At 50.3% G+C, this 23,424-nt stretch carries 20 protein-coding genes; 3 read left to right on the top strand and 17 right to left on the bottom strand.

Features of this window, described 5'->3' with window-relative positions; all coding sequences use genetic code 11:
* Window positions 1-91 precede the first annotated feature (91 nt).
* From DFR62_RS14515 to hprK, 5 genes are read right to left on the bottom strand one after another with little or no spacing between them, the layout of a single operon-like run.
* A complete protein-coding gene (locus DFR62_RS14515; protein ID WP_121301046.1) occupies window positions 92-604 on the bottom strand; it encodes an acyltransferase in 513 nt (170 codons plus the stop codon).
* Window positions 601-1,254 carry a pyrophosphatase PpaX gene (gene ppaX / locus DFR62_RS14510; protein ID WP_121301045.1) on the bottom strand — a complete coding sequence of 218 codons (654 nt, stop codon included), beginning with the start codon at window positions 1,252-1,254 and terminating at the stop codon, window positions 601-603. The genes DFR62_RS14515 and ppaX overlap by 4 nt, the downstream gene beginning before the upstream one ends.
* A complete protein-coding gene (locus DFR62_RS14505; RefSeq protein WP_121301044.1) occupies window positions 1,251-2,186 on the bottom strand; it encodes a nucleoside recognition domain-containing protein in 936 nt (311 codons plus the stop codon). The genes ppaX and DFR62_RS14505 overlap by 4 nt, the downstream gene beginning before the upstream one ends.
* A gap of 19 nt (window positions 2,187-2,205) precedes the next feature.
* Complete coding sequence (lgt, locus tag DFR62_RS14500) at window positions 2,206-3,018, bottom strand: prolipoprotein diacylglyceryl transferase (RefSeq protein ID WP_121301043.1); 813 nt, start codon at window positions 3,016-3,018, stop codon at window positions 2,206-2,208.
* A 21-nt stretch (window positions 3,019-3,039) separates the two neighbouring features.
* Window positions 3,040-3,966: an HPr(Ser) kinase/phosphatase gene (gene hprK / locus DFR62_RS14495; protein ID WP_121301042.1), complete on the bottom strand. Its 927-nt coding sequence runs from the start codon at window positions 3,964-3,966 to the stop codon at window positions 3,040-3,042.
* 164 nt (window positions 3,967-4,130) lie between these two features.
* Here hprK and DFR62_RS14490 point away from each other — a divergent pair, with 164 nt between their 5' ends.
* Window positions 4,131-4,673, top strand: coding sequence for an N-acetylmuramoyl-L-alanine amidase family protein (locus tag DFR62_RS14490; protein ID WP_121301041.1), 543 nt, complete (start codon window positions 4,131-4,133; stop codon window positions 4,671-4,673).
* Window positions 4,674-4,723: 50 nt separating this feature from the next.
* On the opposite strand, the gene DFR62_RS14485 is transcribed toward DFR62_RS14490, so the two are convergent.
* The 4 genes from DFR62_RS14485 to DFR62_RS14470 form a co-directional block, all read right to left on the bottom strand.
* The gene (locus tag DFR62_RS14485; protein ID WP_121301040.1) at window positions 4,724-5,887 is read right to left on the bottom strand and encodes a DUF4097 family beta strand repeat-containing protein; all 1,164 of its coding nucleotides are present in this window, start codon (window positions 5,885-5,887) and stop codon (window positions 4,724-4,726) included.
* Window positions 5,888-5,970: 83 nt separating this feature from the next.
* On the bottom strand, window positions 5,971-8,853 hold the full coding sequence (gene uvrA / locus DFR62_RS14480) for an excinuclease ABC subunit UvrA (protein WP_121301039.1): 2,883 nt from the start codon (window positions 8,851-8,853) through the stop codon (window positions 5,971-5,973).
* A 6-nt stretch (window positions 8,854-8,859) separates the two neighbouring features.
* Window positions 8,860-10,842, bottom strand: a complete 1,983-nt coding sequence (gene uvrB / locus DFR62_RS14475; RefSeq protein WP_121301038.1) for an excinuclease ABC subunit UvrB — start codon at window positions 10,840-10,842, stop codon at window positions 8,860-8,862.
* Window positions 10,843-11,042: 200 nt separating this feature from the next.
* Complete coding sequence (locus DFR62_RS14470) at window positions 11,043-11,282, bottom strand: IDEAL domain-containing protein (RefSeq protein ID WP_058381274.1); 240 nt, start codon at window positions 11,280-11,282, stop codon at window positions 11,043-11,045.
* 176 nt (window positions 11,283-11,458) lie between these two features.
* Here DFR62_RS14470 and DFR62_RS14465 point away from each other — a divergent pair, with 176 nt between their 5' ends.
* Window positions 11,459-12,013, top strand: coding sequence for a competence protein ComK (locus DFR62_RS14465; RefSeq protein ID WP_121301037.1), 555 nt, complete (start codon window positions 11,459-11,461; stop codon window positions 12,011-12,013).
* Here DFR62_RS14465 and DFR62_RS14460 read toward each other — a convergent pair.
* Window positions 12,010-12,375, bottom strand: a complete 366-nt coding sequence (locus DFR62_RS14460) for a YhjD family protein (protein WP_121301036.1) — start codon at window positions 12,373-12,375, stop codon at window positions 12,010-12,012. The genes DFR62_RS14465 and DFR62_RS14460 overlap by 4 nt on opposite strands.
* A 212-nt stretch (window positions 12,376-12,587) precedes the next feature.
* On the bottom strand, window positions 12,588-14,204 hold the full coding sequence (locus DFR62_RS14455) for an ABC1 kinase family protein (RefSeq protein ID WP_121301035.1): 1,617 nt from the start codon (window positions 14,202-14,204) through the stop codon (window positions 12,588-12,590).
* Between the two features lie 99 nt (window positions 14,205-14,303).
* Between DFR62_RS14455 and DFR62_RS14450 the strand changes: the two genes are divergently transcribed.
* Window positions 14,304-15,080 carry an enoyl-CoA hydratase-related protein gene (locus DFR62_RS14450; protein ID WP_121301034.1) on the top strand — a complete coding sequence of 259 codons (777 nt, stop codon included), beginning with the start codon at window positions 14,304-14,306 and terminating at the stop codon, window positions 15,078-15,080.
* A gap of 49 nt (window positions 15,081-15,129) precedes the next feature.
* Here the strand turns inward: DFR62_RS14450 and DFR62_RS14445 are convergent, their stop codons facing one another.
* The 6 genes from DFR62_RS14445 to DFR62_RS14420 form a co-directional block, all read right to left on the bottom strand.
* Window positions 15,130-17,109, bottom strand: coding sequence for a S9 family peptidase (locus tag DFR62_RS14445; RefSeq protein ID WP_208640411.1), 1,980 nt, complete (start codon window positions 17,107-17,109; stop codon window positions 15,130-15,132).
* A gap of 164 nt (window positions 17,110-17,273) precedes the next feature.
* Entirely contained in the window at window positions 17,274-18,827 is a 1,554-nt protein-coding gene (locus DFR62_RS14440; protein WP_121301032.1) for a fatty acid--CoA ligase family protein, read from the bottom strand.
* Window positions 18,828-18,966: 139 nt separating this feature from the next.
* Window positions 18,967-20,904, bottom strand: a complete 1,938-nt coding sequence (locus tag DFR62_RS14435; protein WP_121301031.1) for an FtsX-like permease family protein — start codon at window positions 20,902-20,904, stop codon at window positions 18,967-18,969.
* Entirely contained in the window at window positions 20,876-21,649 is a 774-nt protein-coding gene (locus DFR62_RS14430; RefSeq protein ID WP_058381282.1) for an ABC transporter ATP-binding protein, read from the bottom strand. The genes DFR62_RS14435 and DFR62_RS14430 overlap by 29 nt, the downstream gene beginning before the upstream one ends.
* The gene (locus DFR62_RS14425) at window positions 21,646-22,653 is read right to left on the bottom strand and encodes a sensor histidine kinase (RefSeq protein WP_121301030.1); all 1,008 of its coding nucleotides are present in this window, start codon (window positions 22,651-22,653) and stop codon (window positions 21,646-21,648) included. The genes DFR62_RS14430 and DFR62_RS14425 overlap by 4 nt, the downstream gene beginning before the upstream one ends.
* Complete coding sequence (locus DFR62_RS14420; RefSeq protein WP_121301029.1) at window positions 22,653-23,357, bottom strand: response regulator transcription factor; 705 nt, start codon at window positions 23,355-23,357, stop codon at window positions 22,653-22,655. Before DFR62_RS14420 ends, DFR62_RS14425 begins: the two co-directional genes overlap by 1 nt.
* Window positions 23,358-23,424: the final 67 nt, after the last annotated feature.

The raw sequence follows: 23,424 nt of genomic DNA, 5'->3' as shown, positions 1-23,424 counted from the left end.
GATGAATCGTTAAAGTGATTCTTATTTTAGCGCAAGCCGCTTTGGCCCGTCAAGCAAGGAGGATATAAAAAATCCTGAAAGCACTGAGCTTTCAGGATTTTGCTTGTCGATCGGCCATTTCTTCGGCTGTATAAATGATTTTCATCGGATTGCCGCCGACGAAAGCCCCAGCCGGTACATCTTTATGGACGAGCGTGGCAGCGGAGACGATGGCACCATCCCCAATCTTGATGCCGGGCAAAATCGTACTGTTTGCTCCGATCATGACACGGTCGCCGATCAAGACGTCACCGAGCCGGTATTCTTCAATCAAGTATTCGTGCGCAAGAATGGTCGTATTATAGCCGATCACGGTATTGGCCCCGACCTGTATGCGTTCCGGAAACATGACATCGGGCATGACCATCAGCGCAAATGACGTTTCCTTGCCGATCTTCATGCCAAGAAATTGGCGATACAACCAGTTTTTCATCGGCAAAAACGGCGTATAGCGGGCCGTCTGGAGGACCAGAAAGTTTTTCGCCACTTTCCAGAACGGCACGGTTTTGTAGATATGCCAAAGCGAATTTGCTCCTTCAACAGGATATCGCTCAGTGCGTCTCATCTTACGCCCGCCTTCGTCAATTCCAAAAGGTCGGAAATATGCTGCAGCATGAAGTCCGGTTCGAAGCTCGCTAAAAACTCTTCTCCTTTTGCAGTCCATGCGACGCCTGCTGTGCGGACGCCGGCATTTTTACCGCCTTCGATGTCATGTGAATTATCACCGATCATCAAGGCTCCCTGCTGATCCGCTTCCAATAAACGCAATGCCAGTTCAAGCGGCTCGGGATGCGGCTTCGGGTTCTGCACATGATCCAACGCCACCAAGACATCGAACACATCGTGCACGCCCATCAACTTCAAGCCGTGCAAAATCGTTTCTTCCCGTTTGGTGGAAACAATCGCCATTTTCAAGCCTCTGGATTTCAACGTCCGTAAAGTTTCTGCAACCCCGTCGTATTCAGACACCAACTCGTCATGGAGCGTCCGGTTTAGGCGGCGGTACTGATCGCTCAGTTCGCTGACTTTGCCCGGTGCGATTTTTGTAAAGGTCTGTTCCAATGAAGGGCCGATAAAATGCAAGACATCTTCCCGTCCGTATTCGCCCGGGAAATGTTCGCCGAGCACCGATAAGAATGTCTGAACGATCAATTCATTCGTATCGAGCAAGGTTCCATCAAAATCAAACAATAAAGTCGTTATATCTTTGTTCATGTAGAGAGCACTTCCTTCCGATTGTCTTCAGCCCGACGCCATAGATAAGAGATGAATATCGTCAAGGCGAGGGCGGTGATGACCCGAATCAGCAGCAGCGGCCAAATCGGGATGCCGAGCGGAATGAAAATCAAGGTATCCTCGACAATCGCGTGGCACGCCACAAGGAAGATAAAGGCGAGTGTTGCGTCTTTGCGGCTAACGCCGTCTTCCTGAACTGCTTGGATCATCACGCCCGCGCCCATCGCCAAACCGAAAATCAATCCGGAGGCGAGCGTCAATGAGGCGTTTTTCTCGACGCCGATCAGCTTAGTGAGCGGCCCCATCATATTTGAGATTTTCTGCAAATAATGGCGATCTTTCAATAATTGGATCATCAGCATAAGCGGGATGACGATCATCGCCAGCTGAAGCACACCAAAACTTGCTTTTTCCAAGCCGAGCAAGAAGATGCCAAGCCATGTTTCCGGAGCAGCGGCGACTTCAGGCGCAAAGCCGTATTGCGCAATTTCCCCGCCGCCCGACCAGAACAAGTTAATCAAGATGCCGGACAAAGCCGCAAGACCGAAACGCACCACCAAGACGACCCACAAACGGACGCCGACTTTCAAGGCGACTCCGGTTTCGATAAAGATGTTATGGGAGAACGATAACATGACCGCCAGGATAAATACTTCTTTCACGGTCAGTTCAAGCGATAAAATTCCGGCGATTCCGGCATACAGATTGAGCGCGTTGCCGAGCACAAGCGGAACAGCCGCTTCGCCGCTCAAGCCGAATATTCCCATGACCGGTGCGATTAAATCGATGATAAATGGCAATACCGGCGTGAATTGCAGCATGGTGACGAGCAAAGTGATCGGAAAAATGATTTTTCCGAGTGACCACGTAGTCTTTAATCCGGCTTTCAAGCCATTTTTCACTGTCGACATTCAATCTCTTCTTTCCTAGTTATTTATCCAAATAGCGCGGCGGATTTTTGATGGCTACGCGCCGGTAGATGATGAACGCAAGCCCAATGACGATCGCGATGACCGATACAAGTTGTGCAGCGCGCAATTCGCCAATGACGTACAGGCTGTCGGTGCGCATTCCTTCAATGAAGAAACGGCCGACTGAATACCAGATCATATAGAAGAAGAACATTTCGCCGCGCACCAAATTGACTTTTCTAAGCAGCAACAAAATAATGATCCCCACCAAGCTCCACATCGATTCATAGAGGAAAGTCGGGTGGTAATAAGCACCATCTATGTACATATGGGTGATGATCCAATCCGGGATGAACAGATTCTCAAGAAACTGGCGCGATACTTCTCCGCCATGCGCTTCCTGGTTGATGAAATTGCCCCAGCGCCCAATGGCCTGGCCAATCAAAATACTCGGCGCCAAAATATCTGCCACTTTCAAAAACGGCGTATTGCGGCGTTTCGTGAATATATAGGCAACGATGACCGAAGCGATCAACGCACCGTGTATTGCAATCCCGCCATTCCAAATGGCGATGATTTGGGCGGGCTGGTCTTTATAATTTTCCCACTCGAACATCACATAATAAATGCGCGCGCCGACAATGGCGAGCGGGACAGCCCAGATCAATAGATCGGTCAGATAATCCGGATGCAAGCCGCGCTTGACCATTTCTTTCTGCCCGACGAGAAACGCAATGACGATGCCGGTCGCAATGATGACGCCATACCACCGAACGTCGATCGGCCCGAGTGAAAACGCCACTGGATCGATCGCTGCTAAAACTGAATACATATAATGCACCTTCCCATTCGCTTAATTTGTATCTTGCGAGATGACATCATCAAGCCGCTTGGAGAATTCCTCGGCAGCGTTGACCCCCATCCGTTTCAGGCGGTAGTTCATCGCGGCTACTTCGATAATGACAGAAAGGTTACGTCCTGGACGTACAGGAATCGTCAGCTTCGTCACATCCGTATCAATGATTTTCATTGTCTCTTCCTCAAGGCCGAGACGATCGTAAGTTTTATCTTGATCCCAAATCTCGAGATCAATGACAAGTGAAATACGCTTAAAGTTACGTACAGCACTCGCTCCGAATAAAGTCATGATGTCGATGATGCCGACACCGCGAATCTCGAGCAGATATTCAATTAGCTTTGGCGGATGCCCAACAAGTGTACTTTCGCCTTCTTGACGAATTTCCACACAATCATCCGCTACAAGGCGATGGCCTTTCTTAACCAATTCCAAAGCGGTTTCACTCTTACCGACGCCGCTTTTTCCGGTGATGAGCACACCGATTCCGTAAATATCGACCAGCACGCCATGTACAGCGGTCGTCGGAGCCAGCCGGCTTTCTAAAAAGTTCGTCAACAAACTGGAAAACCGCGTGGTTGTCATGTTCGTCCCGAGCACCGGCACATGTTTTTCGGAAGAGGCGATGACCAATTCCTCCGGCACATCGACACCATGGGAAACGATGATGGCGGGCGTATCCTCCGCACACAGTTTCATCATCCGGTCTAGTCGTTCTTCCGGTTTCAGCATGGCGAAAAACGACAATTCCGTTTTCCCGAGCAATTGCATGCGATTCGCTGGATAATGGGTGAAATAGCCTGCCATTTCCAGTCCCGGTCTCGAAATATCACTGATGGCAATATGGCGCCCGATGCCTTCCTGGCCGCTGATCAGTTTCAAGCCGAACGTCTCCATTACTTGTTTCACTGTTACTTGTCCCATAATTTTTCCCTCATTCCCCCGGCTGCGCAAATTAGATCTTCCAAATAATCCCTTCATTTTGCGGGCGGTTTGTTTTTATTTTAACATGGAAAAAAAGAAATTGAAGAATTTCGTCCCCTTTCTCGCCCTTTCCTTCTATATAAGGAATGAAGGGGGAATGTTATATGAAGATTATCATTGATGCAGGACACGGACCGGGGACGATCGGCAAACGGACGCCCGACGGCAGAATGCGCGAATTCCATTTCAACAACGCGGTCGCTGAAGAAGTGAAAAATCGCTTGGCAGCGGACGGCTACACGGTGTTGTTTAGCCACCAGCAAGACCGTGACGTCCCTTTGAAGGAAAGGACGAGCTTCGCCAATCGGTCCGGCGCAGAACTTTTGGTGTCGATCCACGCGAATGCGGCAGGAAATAGCTATAGCCCCGCACAAGGCATCGAAAGTTTCATCTATCCCGCAGCCCCTGCCCGGACGCGTAAATTTGGGCAGTTGCTCCAGGATTCGTTGATCTCATCGACGCAGCGGAAAGACCGCGGATTGAAAACAGCGGATTTCGCCATGCTGCGGGATACTACCATGCCCGCGGTTCTAGTGGAATGTGGTTTTATGACCCATAAGCATGAAGCGGCTTTGCTGCAATCCGCTGAATACCGCAAGCGCTGTGCACGCGCCATCAGCTTTGCCATCACCTGTATGGAACGATAACGCAAAAAAGCCCAGTGGAGAAAATTCTCCACTGGGCTTTTTTATGTGGTTCAGTCGATTGTCAAATAACGCACGAGGATAGAACCGGTTTTGGTTTCGCCATACACAAGCAATGGCCCGCCTGCTGACTCCACATCTCCTGCTTTCGTGAAATGCATTTTCTTCTGCATGAACTGGCCTTGTTCGTGGCTGCTGTTGATGTCCGGCAGCATGACGTCCATGCGTCCGAGGTTCGAAGAGACTTCTCCTCGCAGTGCTAAATGCTGCGGGATGTAAATCTCCACATTGCCTGCCAAAGTTTTCGCTTCGAGCTTTTTCGCTTCTTTGCTGCGCGTCGTCGCGACGACATTGCCGTTTAAGGACTTCGCGTCGATGTCTTCGATATCCCCATCGATGTAAATGCGGCCATTCAAAGTTTCTGCTTCGACTTCGCGGCCTTTCACTTCCATCATCTGGATTGGGCCGTTAGCCGTTTCAAGCTCGGCTTCTTCAAATTGGATCGTTTTCAAGTCAATCTTGCCATTTGCTGTTTTGACTTTGATCAATGCCGAATCCAGGCGCTTCATCGTAAAGCCGCCATTGAACAGACGGACGACAATTTGTTCGAATGCCGCTGCCGGCACATACAAGACAAGATTCACTTGCGTCGTTTTCAAGTCGCTGATGATGCGCAATTTACGGTCATCCGCAATGAAGACGAATTTCTCCAGGAAATCCTGTTTTGCCTGCTCCGGAGATTCTGCACGGAATGCCTTTACGCTGCATTCTGCACGGATCGAACCGTCCTGTGAAGGGAAAACTTCCAATTGCCCGTTAGCGATATCGGCAATGATCGTGTGGAGATCCGCACTTTCTTCCGTGAAGGTGTGTTCAAAACGAACGGCTTCACCAAATGGCGAATCGAATTCCATCGTTTTCAACTTATCGGCGGACGTCTGCATGAAATGCATCATCCGGTCTCCAAGTTGATTGAAATCCTTGGACATGTTCTTGGAAAAATCCTTCGAAAGATCTTTCGAGAACTTTTTGAACATGTCTTCCGGACGGAAGAATCCACGCTTGCCGCGCGAACTGCGGTAGGTTTCACGGCCGTGGTCTTTTGAAGCATTGCCGGTTTCCCCGCCATCGACCGCTTTCAATAGCTCAACCGCTTCACGTGCCGAGATTGTGCCATTTTCAACCATGTCCAAAATGCGTTCTTTTTCACTTTGCATATCGTTTGGCCTCCTCTTCGGATTTCTGCCCTCGCAGAAATTCCTGTTCTACTTTAATGATACGTTTGGATCGAGGGAAAGTTTCACTTTGCTTTTCTTTTCTTAGCGCTGGCCTTTCCGACCAGTTCTTTCATGCGCGCGCGGTCCCGCTCAAGAATTGGCTTCAAGTACATGCCGGTATAGGATCCTTCGACTTTGGCGATATCTTCCGGCGTGCCAGTGGCCAAGATCGTGCCGCCTTTGTCTCCGCCTTCCGGTCCGAGATCAATCAAATAATCAGCCGTTTTGATGACATCGAGATTATGCTCGATCGTCAACACGGTATCTCCATTATCCACGAGCCTTTGCAGCACTTTCAATAAACGTGAAATATCATCGGCATGGAGGCCGGTCGTCGGTTCGTCCAAAATATAGAACGACTTGCCATTGGAGCGTTTATGCAACTCCGAAGCCAGTTTGACGCGCTGTGCTTCACCGCCGGATAATGTAGTCGCCGGCTGGCCGAGCGTTACATAGCCAAGCCCGACATCGACGATGGTTTTCAATTTACGGTTGATTTTCGGGATATTCTCGAAGAATGCATACGCATCTTCGACTGTCATTTCCAACACGTCTGCAATGTTTTTATCTTTATATTTCACTTCCAGCGTTTCACGGTTATAGCGCTTGCCGTGGCAGATTTCACACGGTACATAGACATCCGGCAGGAAATGCATTTCGATTTTGATGATGCCGTCGCCGCGGCAGGCTTCACAGCGTCCGCCTTTGACATTGAAGCTGAAGCGCCCTTTTTTATAGCCGCGGACTTTCGCTTCATTGGTCGTCGCGTAAACATCCCGAATATCATCGAATACGCCTGTGTAGGTCGCCGGGTTGGAACGCGGTGTGCGCCCAATCGGTGATTGGTCAATATCGATGACTTTTTCCAGTTCCTCGATACCTTCCACCGACTTGTGCTGGCCAGGCTTCACCCGCGCACGGTTCAGTTTATGGGCAAGCGACTTGTAAAGGATCTCGTTAATCAAGGTACTTTTCCCAGAACCCGAAACTCCGGTGACCGCTGTGAACAACCCAATCGGAATGTCGACGTCGACATTTTTCAAGTTATTCGCGGAAGCTCCGCGGATTGAAATCTTCCGTTCGTTCGGCTGCCTGCGTTCAGCCGGCAGCGGAATGAACTTCTTGCCGCTCAAATACTGGCCGGTCAACGACTTCTTGTTTTTCATCACTTTTTCGGGCGCTCCGGCAGCAATGATCTCGCCGCCGTGTACGCCAGCTCCAGGACCGACATCAATCAGGTAATCCGCTGCCATCATCGTATCTTCATCGTGTTCCACTACAATCAGCGTGTTGCCGATGTCGCGCATATTTTTCAATGTGCTGATCAATCGGTCGTTGTCGCGTTGATGAAGGCCGATTGAAGGTTCATCGAGAATATAAAGAACGCCTGTCAACCTTGAGCCGATTTGCGTTGCAAGACGGATTCGCTGTGCTTCGCCGCCTGACAATGTTCCAGATGCGCGGTTCAATGTCAGATAATCGAGCCCTACATTGATCAAGAAACCGACACGCTCTTGAATTTCGCGAAGGATCATAGTAGCAATCTGGCGGTCTTTTTCCGATAGCGTCAAGCTGTCGAAAAACGCTTGTGCCTCCGTGATGGAATATTCAACGACTTGACCGATGTGCAAGTCATTGACTTTGACAGCCAATGATTCCGGTTTTAACCGGTAGCCTGAACATGTCGGGCATGGTTGCTGGCCCATGAATTTCTCCATCATGTCCCGAATATAATCGGAGCTGGTTTCCCGGTAGCGGCGGTCGACATTCGCGAGCACGCCTTCGAAGAAAATATGGCTGTCGCGGATTTTGCCGTAATCATTTTCATAGCGGAAACGGATTTTTTCATTAGCCGAACCGTGAAGGATGATATTCACCTGATCTTCAGGCAATTCCTTCATCGGCACGTCCATTTCAATTCCAAAATGGCTGCATACTGCTTGCAGCAATTGAGGGTAGTATTGGGAACTCGTCGGACGCCATGGGGCGATGGCGTGATCTGCGAGGCTGACATCCCAATCCGGAATGACCAGTTCAGGGTCGACTTCCAATTTCATGCCTAGCCCGTCGCATTCAGGGCATGCCCCAAATGGCGAGTTGAATGAAAACATGCGCGGCTCCAATTCACCGATGGAAAATCCGCAAATCGGGCAGGCGTGATGTTCGCTAAACAGCAATTCCTCTTCGTCCATGACATCCACTAGCACTCGCCCTTCCCCAAGACGCAAAGCCGACTCCAGCGAGTCACTTAAACGCGGGGCGATTCCGTCTTTCATGATGACACGGTCTATGACCACTTCAATGGAATGCTTTTTGTTTTTATCGAGCGAAATATTGTCATCCAAGTCGATCAGTTCGCCATTGACGCGGACGCGGACGTATCCTTGTTTCTTAATGTCTTCCAACAGTTTCACATGTGTACCTTTGCGTCCGGATACGAGCGGCGCCAGCACTTGCATGCGCGTCCGCTCCGGATATTCAACCAAACGGTCGACCATCTGCTCGACCGTTTGGGAAGAAATCTCGATGCCGTGGTTCGGGCAGATCGGTTTGCCGATCCGCGCATACATGAGCCGGATATAATCGTAGATTTCCGTCACGGTTGCTACGGTCGATCTCGGGTTCTTGCTCGTAGTTTTTTGGTCAATCGAAATCGCCGGAGACAAACCTTCGATTAAATCGACGTCCGGTTTGTCCATTTGGCCAAGAAATTGCCGTGCATAAGACGACAAGGACTCGACGTAGCGGCGCTGTCCTTCCGCATAGATCGTATCGAACGCCAGGGATGATTTTCCGGAACCGGATAAGCCGGTCATGACGACGAGCTTATCGCGGGGGATTGTCACATCGATGTTTTTTAAATTATGTGCACGCGCGCCTTGTATGCGTATCTCTTGGTTTTTCAAGTCCTATCATCCTTCCGCTTTCAATTCCAATACTGTATCACGCAGTTCTGCGGCACGTTCGAAATCGAGCGCTTTCGCCGCTTCTTTCATTTCCTTCTCAAGCAATGTGACGAGCTTCATGCGGTCTTCTTTTTTGAGTTTCTTGCCTTCGACCGCTTTGCTGACATACTCTTCCGCTTCTTCTGCCGCTTCTGTTGCACGGATGACGTCGCGAATCTTTTTCTTTATGGTTACCGGCGTTATGCCGTGTTTTTCATTATAAGCTGCCTGGATTGTGCGGCGGCGGGTCGTCTCATCGATCGCTTTTTGCATTGAATCCGTGACACGGTCCGCATACATGATAACGTGGCCATTCTCGTTCCGGGCAGCGCGCCCCATCGTCTGGATTAGGGAACGTTCAGAACGCAAGAAGCCTTCTTTATCGGCATCGAGTATGGTCACTAATGAAACTTCAGGAATATCGAGACCTTCACGCAGCAAGTTGATGCCGACCAGCACATCGTATACGCCCATCCGCAACTCGCGGATGATCTCGATGCGCTCGAGCGTTTTGATCTCGGAATGCAGGTAATTGACTTTGACGCCTGCCTCTTTCAAATAATTCGTCAAGTCTTCCGACATTTTCTTCGTCAGGGTCGTGACCAATACACGCTCCCCGCGCTCTTTGCGCTGCTGGATTTCGTACATTAGGTCATCGATTTGGCCCTCGATCGGCCTGATTTCGATTTCGGGGTCAAGTAAGCCCGTCGGACGGATGATCTGCTCCACCATTTCCGGTGTATGTTCGAGTTCATAAGGGCCTGGCGTCGCTGAAACGAACACCGCTTGGTCGATATGCTCTTCGAACTCATCAAACGTCAGCGGGCGGTTATCCATAGCGGATGGCAAACGGAAACCGTGGTCGACAAGCACTTTCTTACGCGCCTGGTCACCATTGAACATGCCGCGCACTTGCGGCAACGTGACGTGGCTTTCGTCGACGACCAGCAGGAAATCGTCCGGGAAGTAATCGATCAATGTATAAGGTTGCGCGCCTGCTGGACGCAGCGTCAAATGGCGTGAATAGTTTTCGATGCCTGAGCAGAAGCCCATCTCGCGCATCATTTCCAAATCGTAGCGCGTACGCTGCTCGAGCCGCTGCGCTTCGAGCAATTTATCTTCCGCACGCATTTCCTTCAGGCGTTCTTCCAGTTCCGCTTCGATATTTTCGATGGCTCTGACCATCTTGTCTTCCCGCGTAACAAAGTGGGACGCCGGGAAAATAGCGACGTGTTCGCGGTCGCCGATGATTTCCCCTGTCAGGGCATCGACTTCCCGTATGCGGTCGATTTCATCGCCAAAAAACTCCACGCGCAAGCAGCGCTCATCGCGCGAAGCCGGGAAGATTTCGACCACATCGCCGCGTACGCGGAATGTCCCGCGGATGAAATTGATGTCGTTGCGCTCATACTGCACGTCTACCAATTTGCGCAGCAGCTGGTTGCGTTCGATCTCCATCCCCTTGCGCAGCGAGACGACGAGTTCCCGGTATTCTTTCGGGGAACCGAGGCCATAGATGCAGGAGACGGAGGCGATGACGATGACATCGTCGCGCTCGAACAAGGAACTGGTCGCTGAGTGGCGCAATTTGTCGATTTCATCATTGATGCTCGCATCTTTTTCTATGAATGTATCTGACTGCGGCACGTATGCCTCAGGCTGATAATAATCGTAATAGCTGACGAAGTATTCAACAGCATTGTCAGGGAAAAATTCCTTGAACTCGCTGTAAAGCTGGCCTGCCAAAGTCTTGTTGTGGGCCATGACCAATGTCGGTTTTTTCACTTGTTGAATAACATTCGACATCGTATAGGTTTTCCCCGTACCGGTCGCACCGAGCAAGGTCTGGAACCTTTTTCCGTCGATGATGCCTTCCGTTAACTTGGCGATGGCTTCCGGTTGGTCGCCCGCCGGTTCATAAGGAGCTTGCAGGTTAAATTCCTTTTTCATGGATATGTCCTCCCGTATTTTTCACTACTTCTACTTTAACATATGCCCTAAAATTCCCCTAACAAAAAGCGAACGTATGTTTTTTCTGAAGTATATTCAACTTATCGGCTGTTTGCAGGATGGATTTTCCATTTCACTAAAGTGCAGCTGCCGTCATCAAGGCATAGAAAAACCGCCCGGAGTTTCTCCGGGCGGTTCTGTTATTCTTCTTCCCGCTTCAGCTCTTGCAGCTGCGCAGTATATGTGTCGAAAGATTTGCGGTCGTTATGATCCAGGGCTTCGTCGATAAGGGCCAACAATTGCGTTTCCTGCTGTTCGCGGTGAACATGCTTCAAGAACAGATCCAAGTAGATCTCATTTAGCAGCTTTTCCGCTTCCGTGATCTTTTTCGTTTGAGCCATCGCTTTCATGAAGTCAGCATAAGAATAATAGTTTTCCATTCTTCTTCACCCCGAATGCTTTTCATTAGTATACACGAAAGCCCAAGAAATAAGCAAGAGTTTTTTGAAAATTACAACGAGATTGAAAAAATAATTTTTTCGAAAAATACTTATTGTGTATTTTCCATTTTTTATTATAATAAGGTATGTAAAGTAAATTTAGGGGGTAAATGTTCATGGGTAAGAAGAATCAATATCCCGTCTCTTATACAATTTGCAGCAACACATATGCGCTGCTTCCGTATATGGACGGCCACCGGCTCTTGACACGGGTCATCGAAGACCGCAGCGAATTCCTGGTGGAGGAATCGGTCTATAAAATTGTGGCGAAATCGTGCTCTTTCTATCGCGGCTCCCTTGCCAGCGCCACGCTCTATGCACAAAAAGCGATTGGCGTAAAACACAAGCCGCCGATTATCGTCGGCGAGTATTACGGGAACCCATTGATTTTCTTCCCTACGCATTCTCCGAAAAACAAGGATTCCATCTGGTTCAATTTCGATGCCATCGATTTGATTGCTGCAGATGACAGCGGGCGGGGCAGTTTGGTATCGCTCGGCAATGGCGTCGTCGTCCCTGCCGACATCTCTCCCATTGCGCTTCGAAACCAACACTCCTTCACTGGGTCTTTGCGCCGCTATTTCAAGAAAGCGCAGCGCGTTCATAACCACCGGATGAATTATGTGACGAAACGGGCGTTTCCGCCTCGCAGCCAGCAGCCGCTGGATTAAAATGATTTAGCGGCTGCGGACAGATAAAACCTCAATAACTCTTCAACGGCATTTTTCAGACGGATATTCAAATAGCGGCGATGGTCTTCATAGCCGCCATGGCAAAATACATATTCCGAGAAATTGTCGTCTTTACTTCCCCGCCTCACCTTCATGCCATTGGCCCTCATCAACTCGATGGTTTCGGCCAGGTCGCCTTTTGCCCGCTCGATCGCCCTGTCCAATAATTCCAGGTAAGGAGCTTTCAGCTTGAAAGGGCTTTTCCTGACCCACTCGCGATCTCGTTCCAAAATGAGGAGCACCATCGGCAATTGCACCCGCTTCTCAAACACGGCTATTTCCGCCCTTGAAATCAGGGGCATTTCCTCACCCCCCTAGCAGATAGGAACAAGTGTTCTTATTTTTATTCTAACCGGGAATCCGGAAATTGCAAGAGCCGCCAGTTAAAAAAGGACAATTTCGATTGTTTTTTTGCCATGCCGGAAGAACCGGTGCAGCCTTTATTCACATATAAAAAATCGCCTTTTCGGCATGCAGGCCCAACACCTGCATTTCGATAAGGCGATTTTTTTGTTTAGCGGATAGCACGGAATGCCCACAGCGAGCCGACAAAAAATACCGACGACACCCATAGGAACGGCTCATGCCAGAACCAGACGGATAATGAAATCCCGGAAAACGATACTAGCGAGAAAATGCCGGCGAACATCCGGCTCTGCAGATTGCGCTGATGTTCGCGCTCCCGGCCTTCCTTGTTCTCCAAGTAATGGCGGATGCGTTCCGGTTCATCGAGAAAGTTGATGAGTTTTTTCGGGAACGCCCGCGCCGGCCCTGTGGAATTGAGGATCCAACGGAAGACGTCTTCTTTGCCGAAAATGCCTTTTCCTTCCCGCTTAGTCGAAGCCCATTCCAATACGCGCGGACGCGCAAGGGCGAAAAGGTCAACTTTCGGATCCAATACGTGCAAGACACCGACGAAAATCGATGTCGCCCGGCCAAAAAAGGCGAATTCCGCTGGCAGCTGCACCGGCTGCGTGCGGACAATATCCTGCATGTCTTTTAATAGCCGTTCGACGACAAAGCTGTCCATCTGCATCAACTCATTCGATTCATAAGCGGCGACGAGCCGTTCAACAGCATCCGCCAGTAAGTCGCGGTCTGCATTCGGCAAGAGGAAACGCAGATCCTCCAATCCATCGAGCACTTGTTCATAATTCTTGAACAGGATGCCTTCTGCAATCAACAGAATCGCTTGCGAATCGCGTTCTGAGATGGTGCCGATCATGCCGAAATCGATCAGCACGATAGTGCCGTCCGGCTTCAACAGGATATTTCCGCCGTGCGGGTCGGCATGGAACTGGCCTCCGTACAGCACTTGCTCCAAGAACAGGATGAACAAACGCTCGGAAATTTCGTGGCGGTTAAGGCCATGCTCTTCGATAAAACTGATATCGGTAATTCTCGCGCCTTCAATCCACTCCATCACCAATACGCGGCGCGTCGTGTATTCATCGTAATATACCGGGATGTGGACGCCATTCATTTCCGCGAAGCGGTCCGCAAAAGCGCGGCCGTTCTGAAGTTCGCGGACGAAGTTCAGTTCTGCGCCGATTGTTTCGGTCATCTCGACATACAATTGGTCAAAATCGACTTGTTTCGTGAAAGGGGTGAATTTCTTCGCGAGCCAAATGACGATGCGCATCGCCTGGAAATCGGCACGGATGATGCGGTCGGTTCCCGGACGCTGCACTTTGACAGCGACTTCGGTGCCGTTTTTCAAGCGTCCTTTGAATACTTCGCCGATGGAGGCGGAAGCGATTGCTTGGTCCGACAATTCATCCAGGTAATTGCCGTGCTCAACATTCCATTCTTGCTCGAGCACTTCGACGATGTCTTTCCGCGGCACGGATGGCACGCGGTCCGTCAAGCCCTCGAGTTCTGCCAAGAAGCTAGGTGGCATGATATCCGCACGGGTTGACAGGAATTGACCCAATTTGATCATCAAGCCGCCTAGCTTGAGTGCCAGTTCCTTGTATTCTTTTGCCTGGCGGGTAACGAGCTCATTCCAGCGCTGTTCAACGACTGGAGTCCACTTGCCCCTATTGCGCCTTTGGAAAAGCGCCACTTGCACATAAAATCGGATCGCCATGGAAACGATGCGGTAAATACGGAGATATGTAACCTGGTTCATGAATGAGCTCCCCCCTGTTGTTCCCATTATAGAGTTTGGTGACAGATTAGTCCAAAAAGTGGTATGTTTTTAACGGATGGATTATTAAGGGGGATGGATATGGAAACAATTCATTATGAACAAAAAGGAAATTTGGCGTTCATCACATTGAATCGGTCGGATGCGATGAATGCATTCAATTACGATATGCTCGCTGAACTTGGCCAAGTGGCAGAAGCGATCCGCATCAATCCGGATATCCGGGTCGTCGTCTTCACTGGCGCCGGTGACAAGGCTTTCAGTGTCGGGGCCGACTTGAAGGAGCGCAAGACCTTGACGCAAGACCAGGTCAAGCGCAATATCTACAAAATTGGCGAAGTGTTTACGACCATCGAAAACTTGCCACAGCCAACGATTGCCATGATTAACGGCTATGCATTCGGCGGAGGCATGGAGCTGGCCTTGGCGTGTGATTTCCGCATCGCGACGGATGATACATTGCTCGGATTGACCGAAACGAGCCTCGCGATCATCCCGGGCGCCGGCGGCACGCAGCGCTTACCGAGATTGATCGGCGAAGCGAAAGCGATGGAACTAATCTTGACTGCGCGCCGCTTGAAATCATCAGAAGCGCTCGATTATGGCCTCGTCACCCGCCTCGCTGCGCCAGACGACTTGGCGCAAGTAACAGGCGAATTTGCGGATTCGATTCTCGCGAATGGGCCAATCGCGTTGCAACAAGCTAAATTTGCCATCAAAAACGGCATGAACGCCGATATGCAGACAGGGCTTCAAATCGAACGAAAAGCATACGAAATCACCATCCCGACAGAAGACCGAGTTGAGGCGCTGCTCGCGTTCGGCGAGAAACGCAAACCGGAATTCAAAGGGCGTTAACCCAAAAAAGCCAGGCGGAGAAATTTCTCCACCTGGCTTTTTTACATATTTACAGTCGCTTCATCCAGCCGACAATCTCCTGCAAACGCGCAAAACGCAAATTCGGTTTGCCGGTGCGCGATAAGTTATGGTCGGCTTCCGGGAATCGGACGAACTCCGTTTCTTTATGCATGCTCTTCAAGGTGATGAATAATTGCTCCGCTTGCTCGATCGGGCAGCGATGGTCGTTTTCCGAATGCAAAATGAGCAGTGGCGTGTGGATGTCTTTCGCATATTTCAGCGGGGAATGCTCCCACAGCTTGTCGACATTGTCCATGGCGGCTCCGTGCTGCCATTCGCTGAAATAATAGCCGATGTCTGAAACGCCGAAAAAGGAAATCCAGTTGCAGATCGAGCGCTGGGTTACAGCCGCTTTAAAGCGCCCTTCATGTGAGACGATCCAGTTGGTCATGAACCCTCCATAGCTGCCGCCGGTCACGCCGAGCCGCTCTGTATCCACCCAGTCATTTTCTGCGAGAACATTGTCGAGTGCCCCCATGATATCCCGGTAGTCGCCGCCGCCGTAGTCGCCACGCACGGCATCGACAAAGCGTTGGCCGTAGCCGTGGCTGCCGCGTGGATTGACATACAGGACGCCGTAACCGTTTGCTGCAAGCACCTGCATTTCATGGACGAATGTATTGGCGTACATGGCATGCGGCCCGCCGTGGATATTGACGACGAGCGGATATTTTCCGCCCGGTTCGAATCCACGGGGCTTCATGAGCCAGCCATGTACTTCAAAGCCGTCTTCCGTTGTATGCGAAACGATTTCCGGTGCAATCAATTCTGTTTGTTCTAGGTAGTGTGAATTGCAGGAAGTAAGTGCTTCGCGCTCTCCAGTCGAAATGGCGAGTTTGTAAAGTTCTCCGGGAGACACCGGGTTGCTGATGGCGGCAAGCGCAAAGCTGCCGTCTCTAGAGATGTCGTAGCCGTAGACATGCTCATCTTCCGGGGAAGCCGGATACACCGCGCCGTCAAGCGAAGCGAAATACAAGCGCACATCGCCATCCGTAGACACTCGGAAATATAAATGGTCATCTTGTGTCCAAACGACGCCGGGTGCCTGCGCGCCTTGTTGATGGTCGGCGACGACATAATCGCCGATCGGTGCGTCGATGCCTTCTGTCAGGCATTGCGTCGTTTGGTTTGCCACATCGTATACATACAGTTCGGCTTGCGTGGCATTTTCGTAAGCGCGCGAATGGCCGACAAACGCCAAACGTGCATCATCAAAGGAAAACGCGGCATCCCCGTAATATCCGTCTTGTTCGATGATGGCCGTTTCTTCTCCCGTTTCCAGATCGCGCATGTAGAGCGACTGGCGGAAAATGAAATCCTGAATTTCCTCTTTGGCCGATCCGTATACCAGTTTCGTGCCGTCATGGGAAATGGCTTCCAAGCCGAAATGATAAGGCCCTTCCGTCAACTGCTCCACCGTGCCTGTTTCCAGGTCCACAGAGCCGATTTGGCGGTGGTAGTCCTGCTTGACCAGCCCATTGCCGTCCATTTTGTATTTCATGATCGTCGTGCGATAGGGTTCAGGCTTTTTCTTGTCTTCCTCTTTTTCCGGTTCTTGATCCGTGAATGTTTTTCCGTCCTGTACCAGCGCATTGACCCAGATTTTTTTATTGCAAGGCGACCAGCGGAAACTGCTTACCCCTTTTTCAAAATCCGTCACAGCGCGCGCTTCCCCGCCGCCTGCCGGCAGGACGTACAATTGATTCTTGTCGTTGCGGTCGGATAGAAAAGCGACATGGCGGCCGTCTGCTGACCAAGCGGGTTGGCTATTGCGATTTTCTCCATAAGTCCAAGGAACCGATTCGCCGGTTTCCAGCGAGATATGATGTACATGCGAATGATATGTATTTTCTTCTTCGTCCATCTGTGTCTGGACAAATACCGCCCGTTTCCCATCAGGTGAAATCTTCGGGTCGGTCACGGATACTAATTCGAGTAAATCTTCTATTTTAACAGCTTTTTTCGACACACGCTCAGCCTCCTGAATAACTATTTCGTTTTTCGTAATAGTTGCCTTTTCACTATATCGGTAATTGTCTGTCTTTTCAATTAAAGCCCTTTGAAAATATGTATACCGTATGTTCCAATACAAAGAAAAACCGCTTTCCGCGAAAAGCGGAAAGCGGTTCATGATTATTTTTTTACAGCCTGGTCTTTCAGCGAACGGCGCAGGATTTTGCCGGTCGTATTTTTCGGCAATTCATCAAGAATCTCCATATGGCGCGGCACTTTGTATTTCGCCAAATGTTCCGCACAATATGCTTGCAGCTCCTCAATGGAAACTGCATCGTCTTTCAACACCACATAAGCGTTGACCGATTCGCCGAAGTCAGCATCCGGCAAACCGACCACTGCCGCTTCCACAATCGCTGGGTGAGCGAATAGCACTTCTTCCACTTCTCGCGGGTAGACATTATAACCGCCGACGATGATCATGTCTTTTTTGCGGTCGACGATAAAGAAATAACCTTCTTCGTCGATCTTCGCCAAGTCCCCTGTGTACAGCCAGCCGTCTTTGATCGCAGCTTGCGTTTCTTCCGGCATTTTGTAATAGCCTTTCATGACGTTCGGCCCCCGCACGATCAATTCGCCCACTTCACCGACGGGCACTTCATCGCCGAGTTCATTGACGACTTTGTTTTCGACATTGATGATTGATGTGCCGATCGATCCCGCTTTTCGTTCGCGGTCGATCGGATTGAAACACGTGACCGGTGATGCTTCGGACAAGCCGTAGCCTTCAGAAATACGCACGTTGAATTTGTCTTCGAAATTATGCAACAACGCGACAGGCATCGCAGATCCCCCGGAAATCGCCAAGCGTACAGAAGCGAAATCCGCCGGGTCCACATCGGGCAGTTGGTACATGAAGTTGAACATCGTCGGCACACCCGCAAAGACCGTCGCTTGGGACGCTTTTGTCGCTGCGAATACCTCCTGCGGCGTGAAGCGCGGAACGAGGACAATCGTCGCACCTTGCATAAGTGGTGCGTTGACGACGACCGTCAATGCGAACACGTGGAATACCGGAAGCGTCGCCACTACACGGTCATCCTGCGTGATTTGGAGATATTCCGCGACATCGCGCGCGTTGGAATACAGGTTGCCATGGGTCAACATCGCTCCCTTTGGTTTTCCTGTCGTCCCGGATGTATAGAGAATGACGGCATTGTCATCCTGTGAAATGTCTGCAGTCCCGCCAAAAGCATCGGAAGCTGTGAGAAGTTGCGTGAAGGAACGGACTTTCCCTTTGACCGCTTCCGGTAGCTGCGCCATTTTTTCGGCAGTCGCTGGATCCGTCTCGCAAATGACATATGTTTCCACTGCCGGTAAAGCCTGATGCGCTTTTTCCACAAGCGGCAGCAAAGCGTCCAGTGCTACAACTACTTTGGCATCGCTATTATTGACAATGTAAGCGATTTCATCCGGGCTATAGATCGGGTTGACCGGGACAGCTGTCGCGCCCAGGCGCAAAGTGGCGTATAGCGAAATGAGAAAATGCGGGGTGTTGCTTAAAAGAAATGCGACGTGGTCCCCTTTTTCCACACCGAGTTCCTGCAATGCACCAGCGAATTTCGATACCGATTGGTCGAATTCGCTATAAGTTGTGTCTTTGCCCATGAACGTATAAGCAATTCTTCCAGCTTCCTGTTGTGCAATTTCGTGAACACGTTCTCCCAAATTCATTGAATATCCCTCTTTCTATTGAATGAATACTCATTCATATTTACTTTATTCATTATAAAATAAATCTTCAGACAATACAACTGCCCGCCAAAAATCTCCAGTAAAAAAGCCCCCGGAATTATCCGGCGGCTCCCTCTGGTCAATAAGCTTTCAAATGGGCGATATAACGCCAGCGAATCAAGAAAAAATACAGGATCTGCATGAGCGTGAAACCACCAAGCACGATTGCCATCTCTGACAAAATCGACAGCTCCGCAAACTCATCCCATACGACTTGAAGCGAAATGAATGCGAAAGCACTGTGAAGCAATGCAAGCGCCCAAGGCAGGAAAAACAGCGGCACAAGCTGGCGGTTAACGATTTTTCCGAGTTCCCGCTCCGTCATCCCAAGACGTACCATCAATTGGTACTGCCTGCGGTCGCGCTCGAGCCCTGTATACAACTTAAAGTAAATGAAACTCCCTGCAGCCAGCAAGAACACAGCCGCCACCATCAAGCCGATGAACAATAACAACGCAAAGGACGATTTAAACCAGCGGTATTCGTATCCTGGATTCTCAAAATAATAATTGAGCCCAGCAAAATTTCCACTGACCATCGCCTCGCTGACCGGATAGCGGACGTTTTCGCCGATTGACACGGTCTCTGTCCAATCCGGCACATGGAAAGCGTAATAGCGAAAATCCGATGTGTCTGGCGGATAACCCATCAACGGTTCATCCACTTTGCTGAAATCTTCATTGTTCATGATAATCGTATTGGCGTTCAAGGTATGCGCCGGAAACAGCACTTGCGGGTAAGTCTGGTCGATCGTCAGCTCCACCCCGCTCTCCACCAATTCCGTCTCTGCGTAACTTTTTTGCAGTTCACGGAGCGATTCCTGTGAAAACGGCAGGAACATCGCTTCACCGGCTTGAAGCCGTGCCGGTTCATGGCCGAGCGCAACAGCGAGACGGTTGAACTCCGACAAGGACATAATGTCGACGTCATTGCCGCTTGCGCTCGATGTCTGACGCTTCACTTCCAAAGGCACGAGCGTATAGGCAAGCTGCTGTTGTTCAAGCTCACGCTTCAGCTGGTCCAGTTGCTGCTGTTCGAGTGTATTGCCTTCAAAAGAAACGTAGATCAACCCGAGCGGATTGCTTTGCCGGAACTCTGCTGTATAGGAAGTGAACGAGGCAAGCGTACCGACCGTCAGGAAGGCGACGGTCGAGACGATGGTCACGATAAAGAACATTTGCGCGCTGTCTTTCAACTTAACCGCCGCTTCGGCAAGCGACACAAGGCGTGTTTTATGCCAATAGATGCTTCGGCGTTTCTTATACAATTGAAGAAAGGTATGGATCGAATGCGTGAAAAACAAATACGTGCCGATCGTCGCGAGTGGCGGGACGATAAAGACCATGATGTAAACGGTACGGTCGGATACCGTCGCGGCCAAGAAATACGCAATGCCCAAAAGTACCAATCCGAACGCTGATAAAGCTGGCGAATACGCCGCTTCCTCTTCGGTCTTCCAGAAGCCTACCAGTAAATCGACGACGCGTTTCGTGCGGATAAAGGACACGCTGATGAGCGAGATGATGATGAACAAGCTGGCGAATGCGCCGATGGTCAAGACGAACGGCTTCCAGGAGAAATACAGCGGCAACTCCTCTAATTGCATGATTTCGCGCCCGATCATGAAAAAGAATTTCGTGAACGCGAAACCGAAGATGATCCCTGCCGCTGTCGACAGGCCGCCGAGAATCATTGTCCCGAAAAACACCAATTTATTGAGCTGCTTTTTGCTCATCCCGAGATGCATCAAGACGCCGAATTCTTTTGTCCGCGCCTGCAAAAACGCGCTCAAGGAATAGAACAGGAAGAACAGCGTGAAAATGTACAGCACGATTTCCGCGATGAACATGCCACGCACAGCCAATACGCGGAATCCTTCTTCTTCGAATAACGGATGGAAGATGAACATCGAGTAGATGAAGAACACCATGACCGAAAAGACGCTGGCCAATAGGAAGGCTGCGTAGCTTCTCAAATTCCTGAAAACGTTACGGAAGGCGAGTTGGCGAAAGGTCATTAACGGAGCCTCCCAATAGAGATAACACGTTGAGGATTTTTTGGTAGAAGGTTTGGCGGCGGTCATCCCCGTAAATTTCATTGAAGAACTCGCCATCTTTGATGAACAGCACGCGATCGCAATAGCTTGCGGCGATCGGGTCGTGCGTCACCATGATGATCGTCGTGCCTTCCTCACGGCTCAAGCCGCTCAATAGCTCGAGCACATCTTTCGAAGCTTTCGAATCGAGATTGCCGGTCGGCTCGTCCGCGAGTATAAGCGCCGGACGGTGGATAAGTGCGCGGCCGATTGCCGTACGCTGCGCTTCGCCGCCGGAAATTTCATTCGGCTTCTTATGGAGAAATGGCTGCAAATGGAGCCTTGCTGCTAATTCCTGGACGCGGCTTTCCATTTCTTTGATCGGCATGCCGTCGAGTGTCAGCGGCAGCACCAAATTCTCCTCCACCGTCAGCATTTGCAGCAAATTGAAATCCTGAAACACAAAGCCGAGCTGGCGCCGCCGGAACAGCGGCAATTCATCTTTATCCAACGAATGCGGATTGATGCCATTGATGAGGATGGTGCCAGAAGTCAATGAATCGATTGTTGAAATCAAGTTCAATAGCGTCGTCTTGCCGCTTCCGGAAGGGCCCATCACTGCGAGGAATTCCCCTTTTTCCACTTCGAAGCTTAATTGGTTCAACGCACGATGCGTCACTTTTCCTTCATAGACTTTGGTCACTTCATCAATTTTCACTACTGTCATGTTGATCCCCCTACATTCTGTTCCTGATAAGGAAAGACGATTGAGACGGTCGTCCCTTGGCCTTTCGATGAAGTGATTTCCAGTTCATGCCCAAGCCGGTTGCATACTTCCTGTGCCAGATACAGTCCCATCCCGGTCGATTCACCGCTCAGGCGCCCGTTCTCTCCTGTAAAGAAGGCTTTGGTGACACGGGGCAAATCCGATGGCGGAATCCCGATGCCTTCATCCTGCACCGATAAGGTAATAGTACCTTCTAGGCAGCTGGCCCGGATATATAGTTTCTTATTTTCTTCGAAGGTGTATTTCACTGCATTCGTCAGCAATTGGCCGATGATGAATTTCATCCATTTGCGGTCTGTCGCCACTTGGTAGCGTTCTTCGATGTCGATTTCCGGATAGACGCGGCGCGAGATGAACAGGCGCTTATTTTCCGTCACCATTTCGGATACCATGCCGCGCAGCGATGCCTGCTCGATTTGCATATCCTGCTCGAATGTATCGAGGCGAGCGTTCATCAATACTGTGTCGAGCCCTGCGCGCAAGCGGTCCACTTCTTCGCGGATATTCGCTTTATCCAATTCTTCGGGTTCCTGCAATAACAGGTGCATGACCGATAGCGGCGTCTTCATCTGGTGCACCCATTGATTGATGAATTGCAAGTGGCGGGTCTGCCCCGCATAAAGCGATTGCACTTCGTATTGGTAAAGGCGGTACAATTTTTGCATATACAATTCCGTCTGCACCGTTTCAGCCGAACGACCTTCCCGCTGCAAAGCATGCTCCATATTCGGCGGGTCGCTCAGCAGGCGCTCATAATAACGGTAGCGCATTGCAAAGCGGACACCGAGAAAACTGGCCAGCAGCAATAAGCTGATGATGAATGAATAGACGGCTGTGTCCGTATTGCGGAATCCGTCGAGCCAGTAAAGCATCAGGATGAACCCGACGAGCAAGAATTGAAATACGATAAATGCGGCATGTTCACGCAGGAATAACCGCAGCATCATTGCTCCTCCCTGCCAAGGATCAACCGGTAGCCGGCGCCGCGCACCGTCTCAATGAAACTCTGGATGCCGTAATCCGTCAACTTCTTGCGCACGCGGGCCATATTGACATTCAAAGTATTTTCATCGACGAACGCCTGGTCATCCCATAGCTCCTCTAGCAATTGCTCACGCGTCACCACTTTCGGATACGCGGCAATCAATAGTTCTAAAATGGTGCTTTCTTTTTTCTGGAGCGGGATCTCCGTTTCCCGGCAATGCAATTCAAGCCGCTCCATATATAAAATGAGCCGTCCTGCACGAACCGTGCGCTCTTCTTGTTTTGGTGCATATTCCCCATAAGACCTTCTTAAATGGCTTCTTATTTTTGCAAGGACGATTTCGTAATGGAAAGGTTTCGTAATGAAATCGTCTCCGCCGTTTTCCAGTGCAAATACCTGGTCCATTTCGCCTGACCTGGCGGAAATGAACAAGATTGGGCAAGTTGTCTGCTGCCTCAACTGCCGGCACCAGTAATAGCCGTCATAAGAAGGCAAATTAATATCCAAAAGAATCAAATGGGGGTCGAAGGCGGTAAACTCCTCCAAGATGCGGTCGAAGTCTTTCGCAGTTTCGACTTGGTAATGATATTTGCGCAATGTATCCGATAACAGCGAAGCGATCTTCGCATCATCTTCTACAATGAATATCCGCTGTTCACCCATGTCCCTTCCCCCTTCCGTTTCTTTCTATTCTAACAAAAGAGCCTGCTCGAAAGCAGGCTCCACAGAA

The organism is Planococcus citreus (genome assembly GCF_003664125.1).
GTDB classification, from domain to species: Bacteria; Bacillota; Bacilli; order Bacillales_A; family Planococcaceae; genus Planococcus; species Planococcus citreus.
This window is presented reverse-complemented; position numbering and strand designations above follow the sequence as displayed.

What these genes read in the sequence shown, in the direction of transcription:
- DFR62_RS14515 (WP_121301046.1), bottom strand. Translation starts at nt 604, where the DNA reads ATGAGACGCACTGAGCGATATCCTGTTGAAGGAGCAAATTCGCTTTGG.
- ppaX (WP_121301045.1), bottom strand. Translation starts at nt 1,254, where the DNA reads ATGAACAAAGATATAACGACTTTATTGTTTGATTTTGATGGAACCTTG.
- DFR62_RS14505 (WP_121301044.1), bottom strand. Translation starts at nt 2,186, where the DNA reads ATGTCGACAGTGAAAAATGGCTTGAAAGCCGGATTAAAGACTACGTGG.
- lgt (WP_121301043.1), bottom strand. Translation starts at nt 3,018, where the DNA reads ATGTATTCAGTTTTAGCAGCGATCGATCCAGTGGCGTTTTCACTCGGG.
- hprK (WP_121301042.1), bottom strand. Translation starts at nt 3,966, where the DNA reads ATGGGACAAGTAACAGTGAAACAAGTAATGGAGACGTTCGGCTTGAAA.
- DFR62_RS14490 (WP_121301041.1), top strand. Translation starts at nt 4,131, where the DNA reads ATGAAGATTATCATTGATGCAGGACACGGACCGGGGACGATCGGCAAA.
- DFR62_RS14485 (WP_121301040.1), bottom strand. Translation starts at nt 5,887, where the DNA reads ATGCAAAGTGAAAAAGAACGCATTTTGGACATGGTTGAAAATGGCACA.
- uvrB (WP_121301038.1), bottom strand. Translation starts at nt 10,842, where the DNA reads ATGAAAAAGGAATTTAACCTGCAAGCTCCTTATGAACCGGCGGGCGAC.
- DFR62_RS14470 (WP_058381274.1), bottom strand. Translation starts at nt 11,282, where the DNA reads ATGGAAAACTATTATTCTTATGCTGACTTCATGAAAGCGATGGCTCAA.
- DFR62_RS14465 (WP_121301037.1), top strand. Translation starts at nt 11,459, where the DNA reads ATGGGTAAGAAGAATCAATATCCCGTCTCTTATACAATTTGCAGCAAC.
- DFR62_RS14460 (WP_121301036.1), bottom strand. Translation starts at nt 12,375, where the DNA reads ATGCCCCTGATTTCAAGGGCGGAAATAGCCGTGTTTGAGAAGCGGGTG.
- DFR62_RS14455 (WP_121301035.1), bottom strand. Translation starts at nt 14,204, where the DNA reads ATGAACCAGGTTACATATCTCCGTATTTACCGCATCGTTTCCATGGCG.
- DFR62_RS14450 (WP_121301034.1), top strand. Translation starts at nt 14,304, where the DNA reads ATGGAAACAATTCATTATGAACAAAAAGGAAATTTGGCGTTCATCACA.
- DFR62_RS14440 (WP_121301032.1), bottom strand. Translation starts at nt 18,827, where the DNA reads ATGAATTTGGGAGAACGTGTTCACGAAATTGCACAACAGGAAGCTGGA.
- DFR62_RS14435 (WP_121301031.1), bottom strand. Translation starts at nt 20,904, where the DNA reads ATGACCTTTCGCCAACTCGCCTTCCGTAACGTTTTCAGGAATTTGAGA.
- DFR62_RS14430 (WP_058381282.1), bottom strand. Translation starts at nt 21,649, where the DNA reads ATGACAGTAGTGAAAATTGATGAAGTGACCAAAGTCTATGAAGGAAAA.
- DFR62_RS14425 (WP_121301030.1), bottom strand. Translation starts at nt 22,653, where the DNA reads ATGCTGCGGTTATTCCTGCGTGAACATGCCGCATTTATCGTATTTCAA.
- DFR62_RS14420 (WP_121301029.1), bottom strand. Translation starts at nt 23,357, where the DNA reads ATGGGTGAACAGCGGATATTCATTGTAGAAGATGATGCGAAGATCGCT.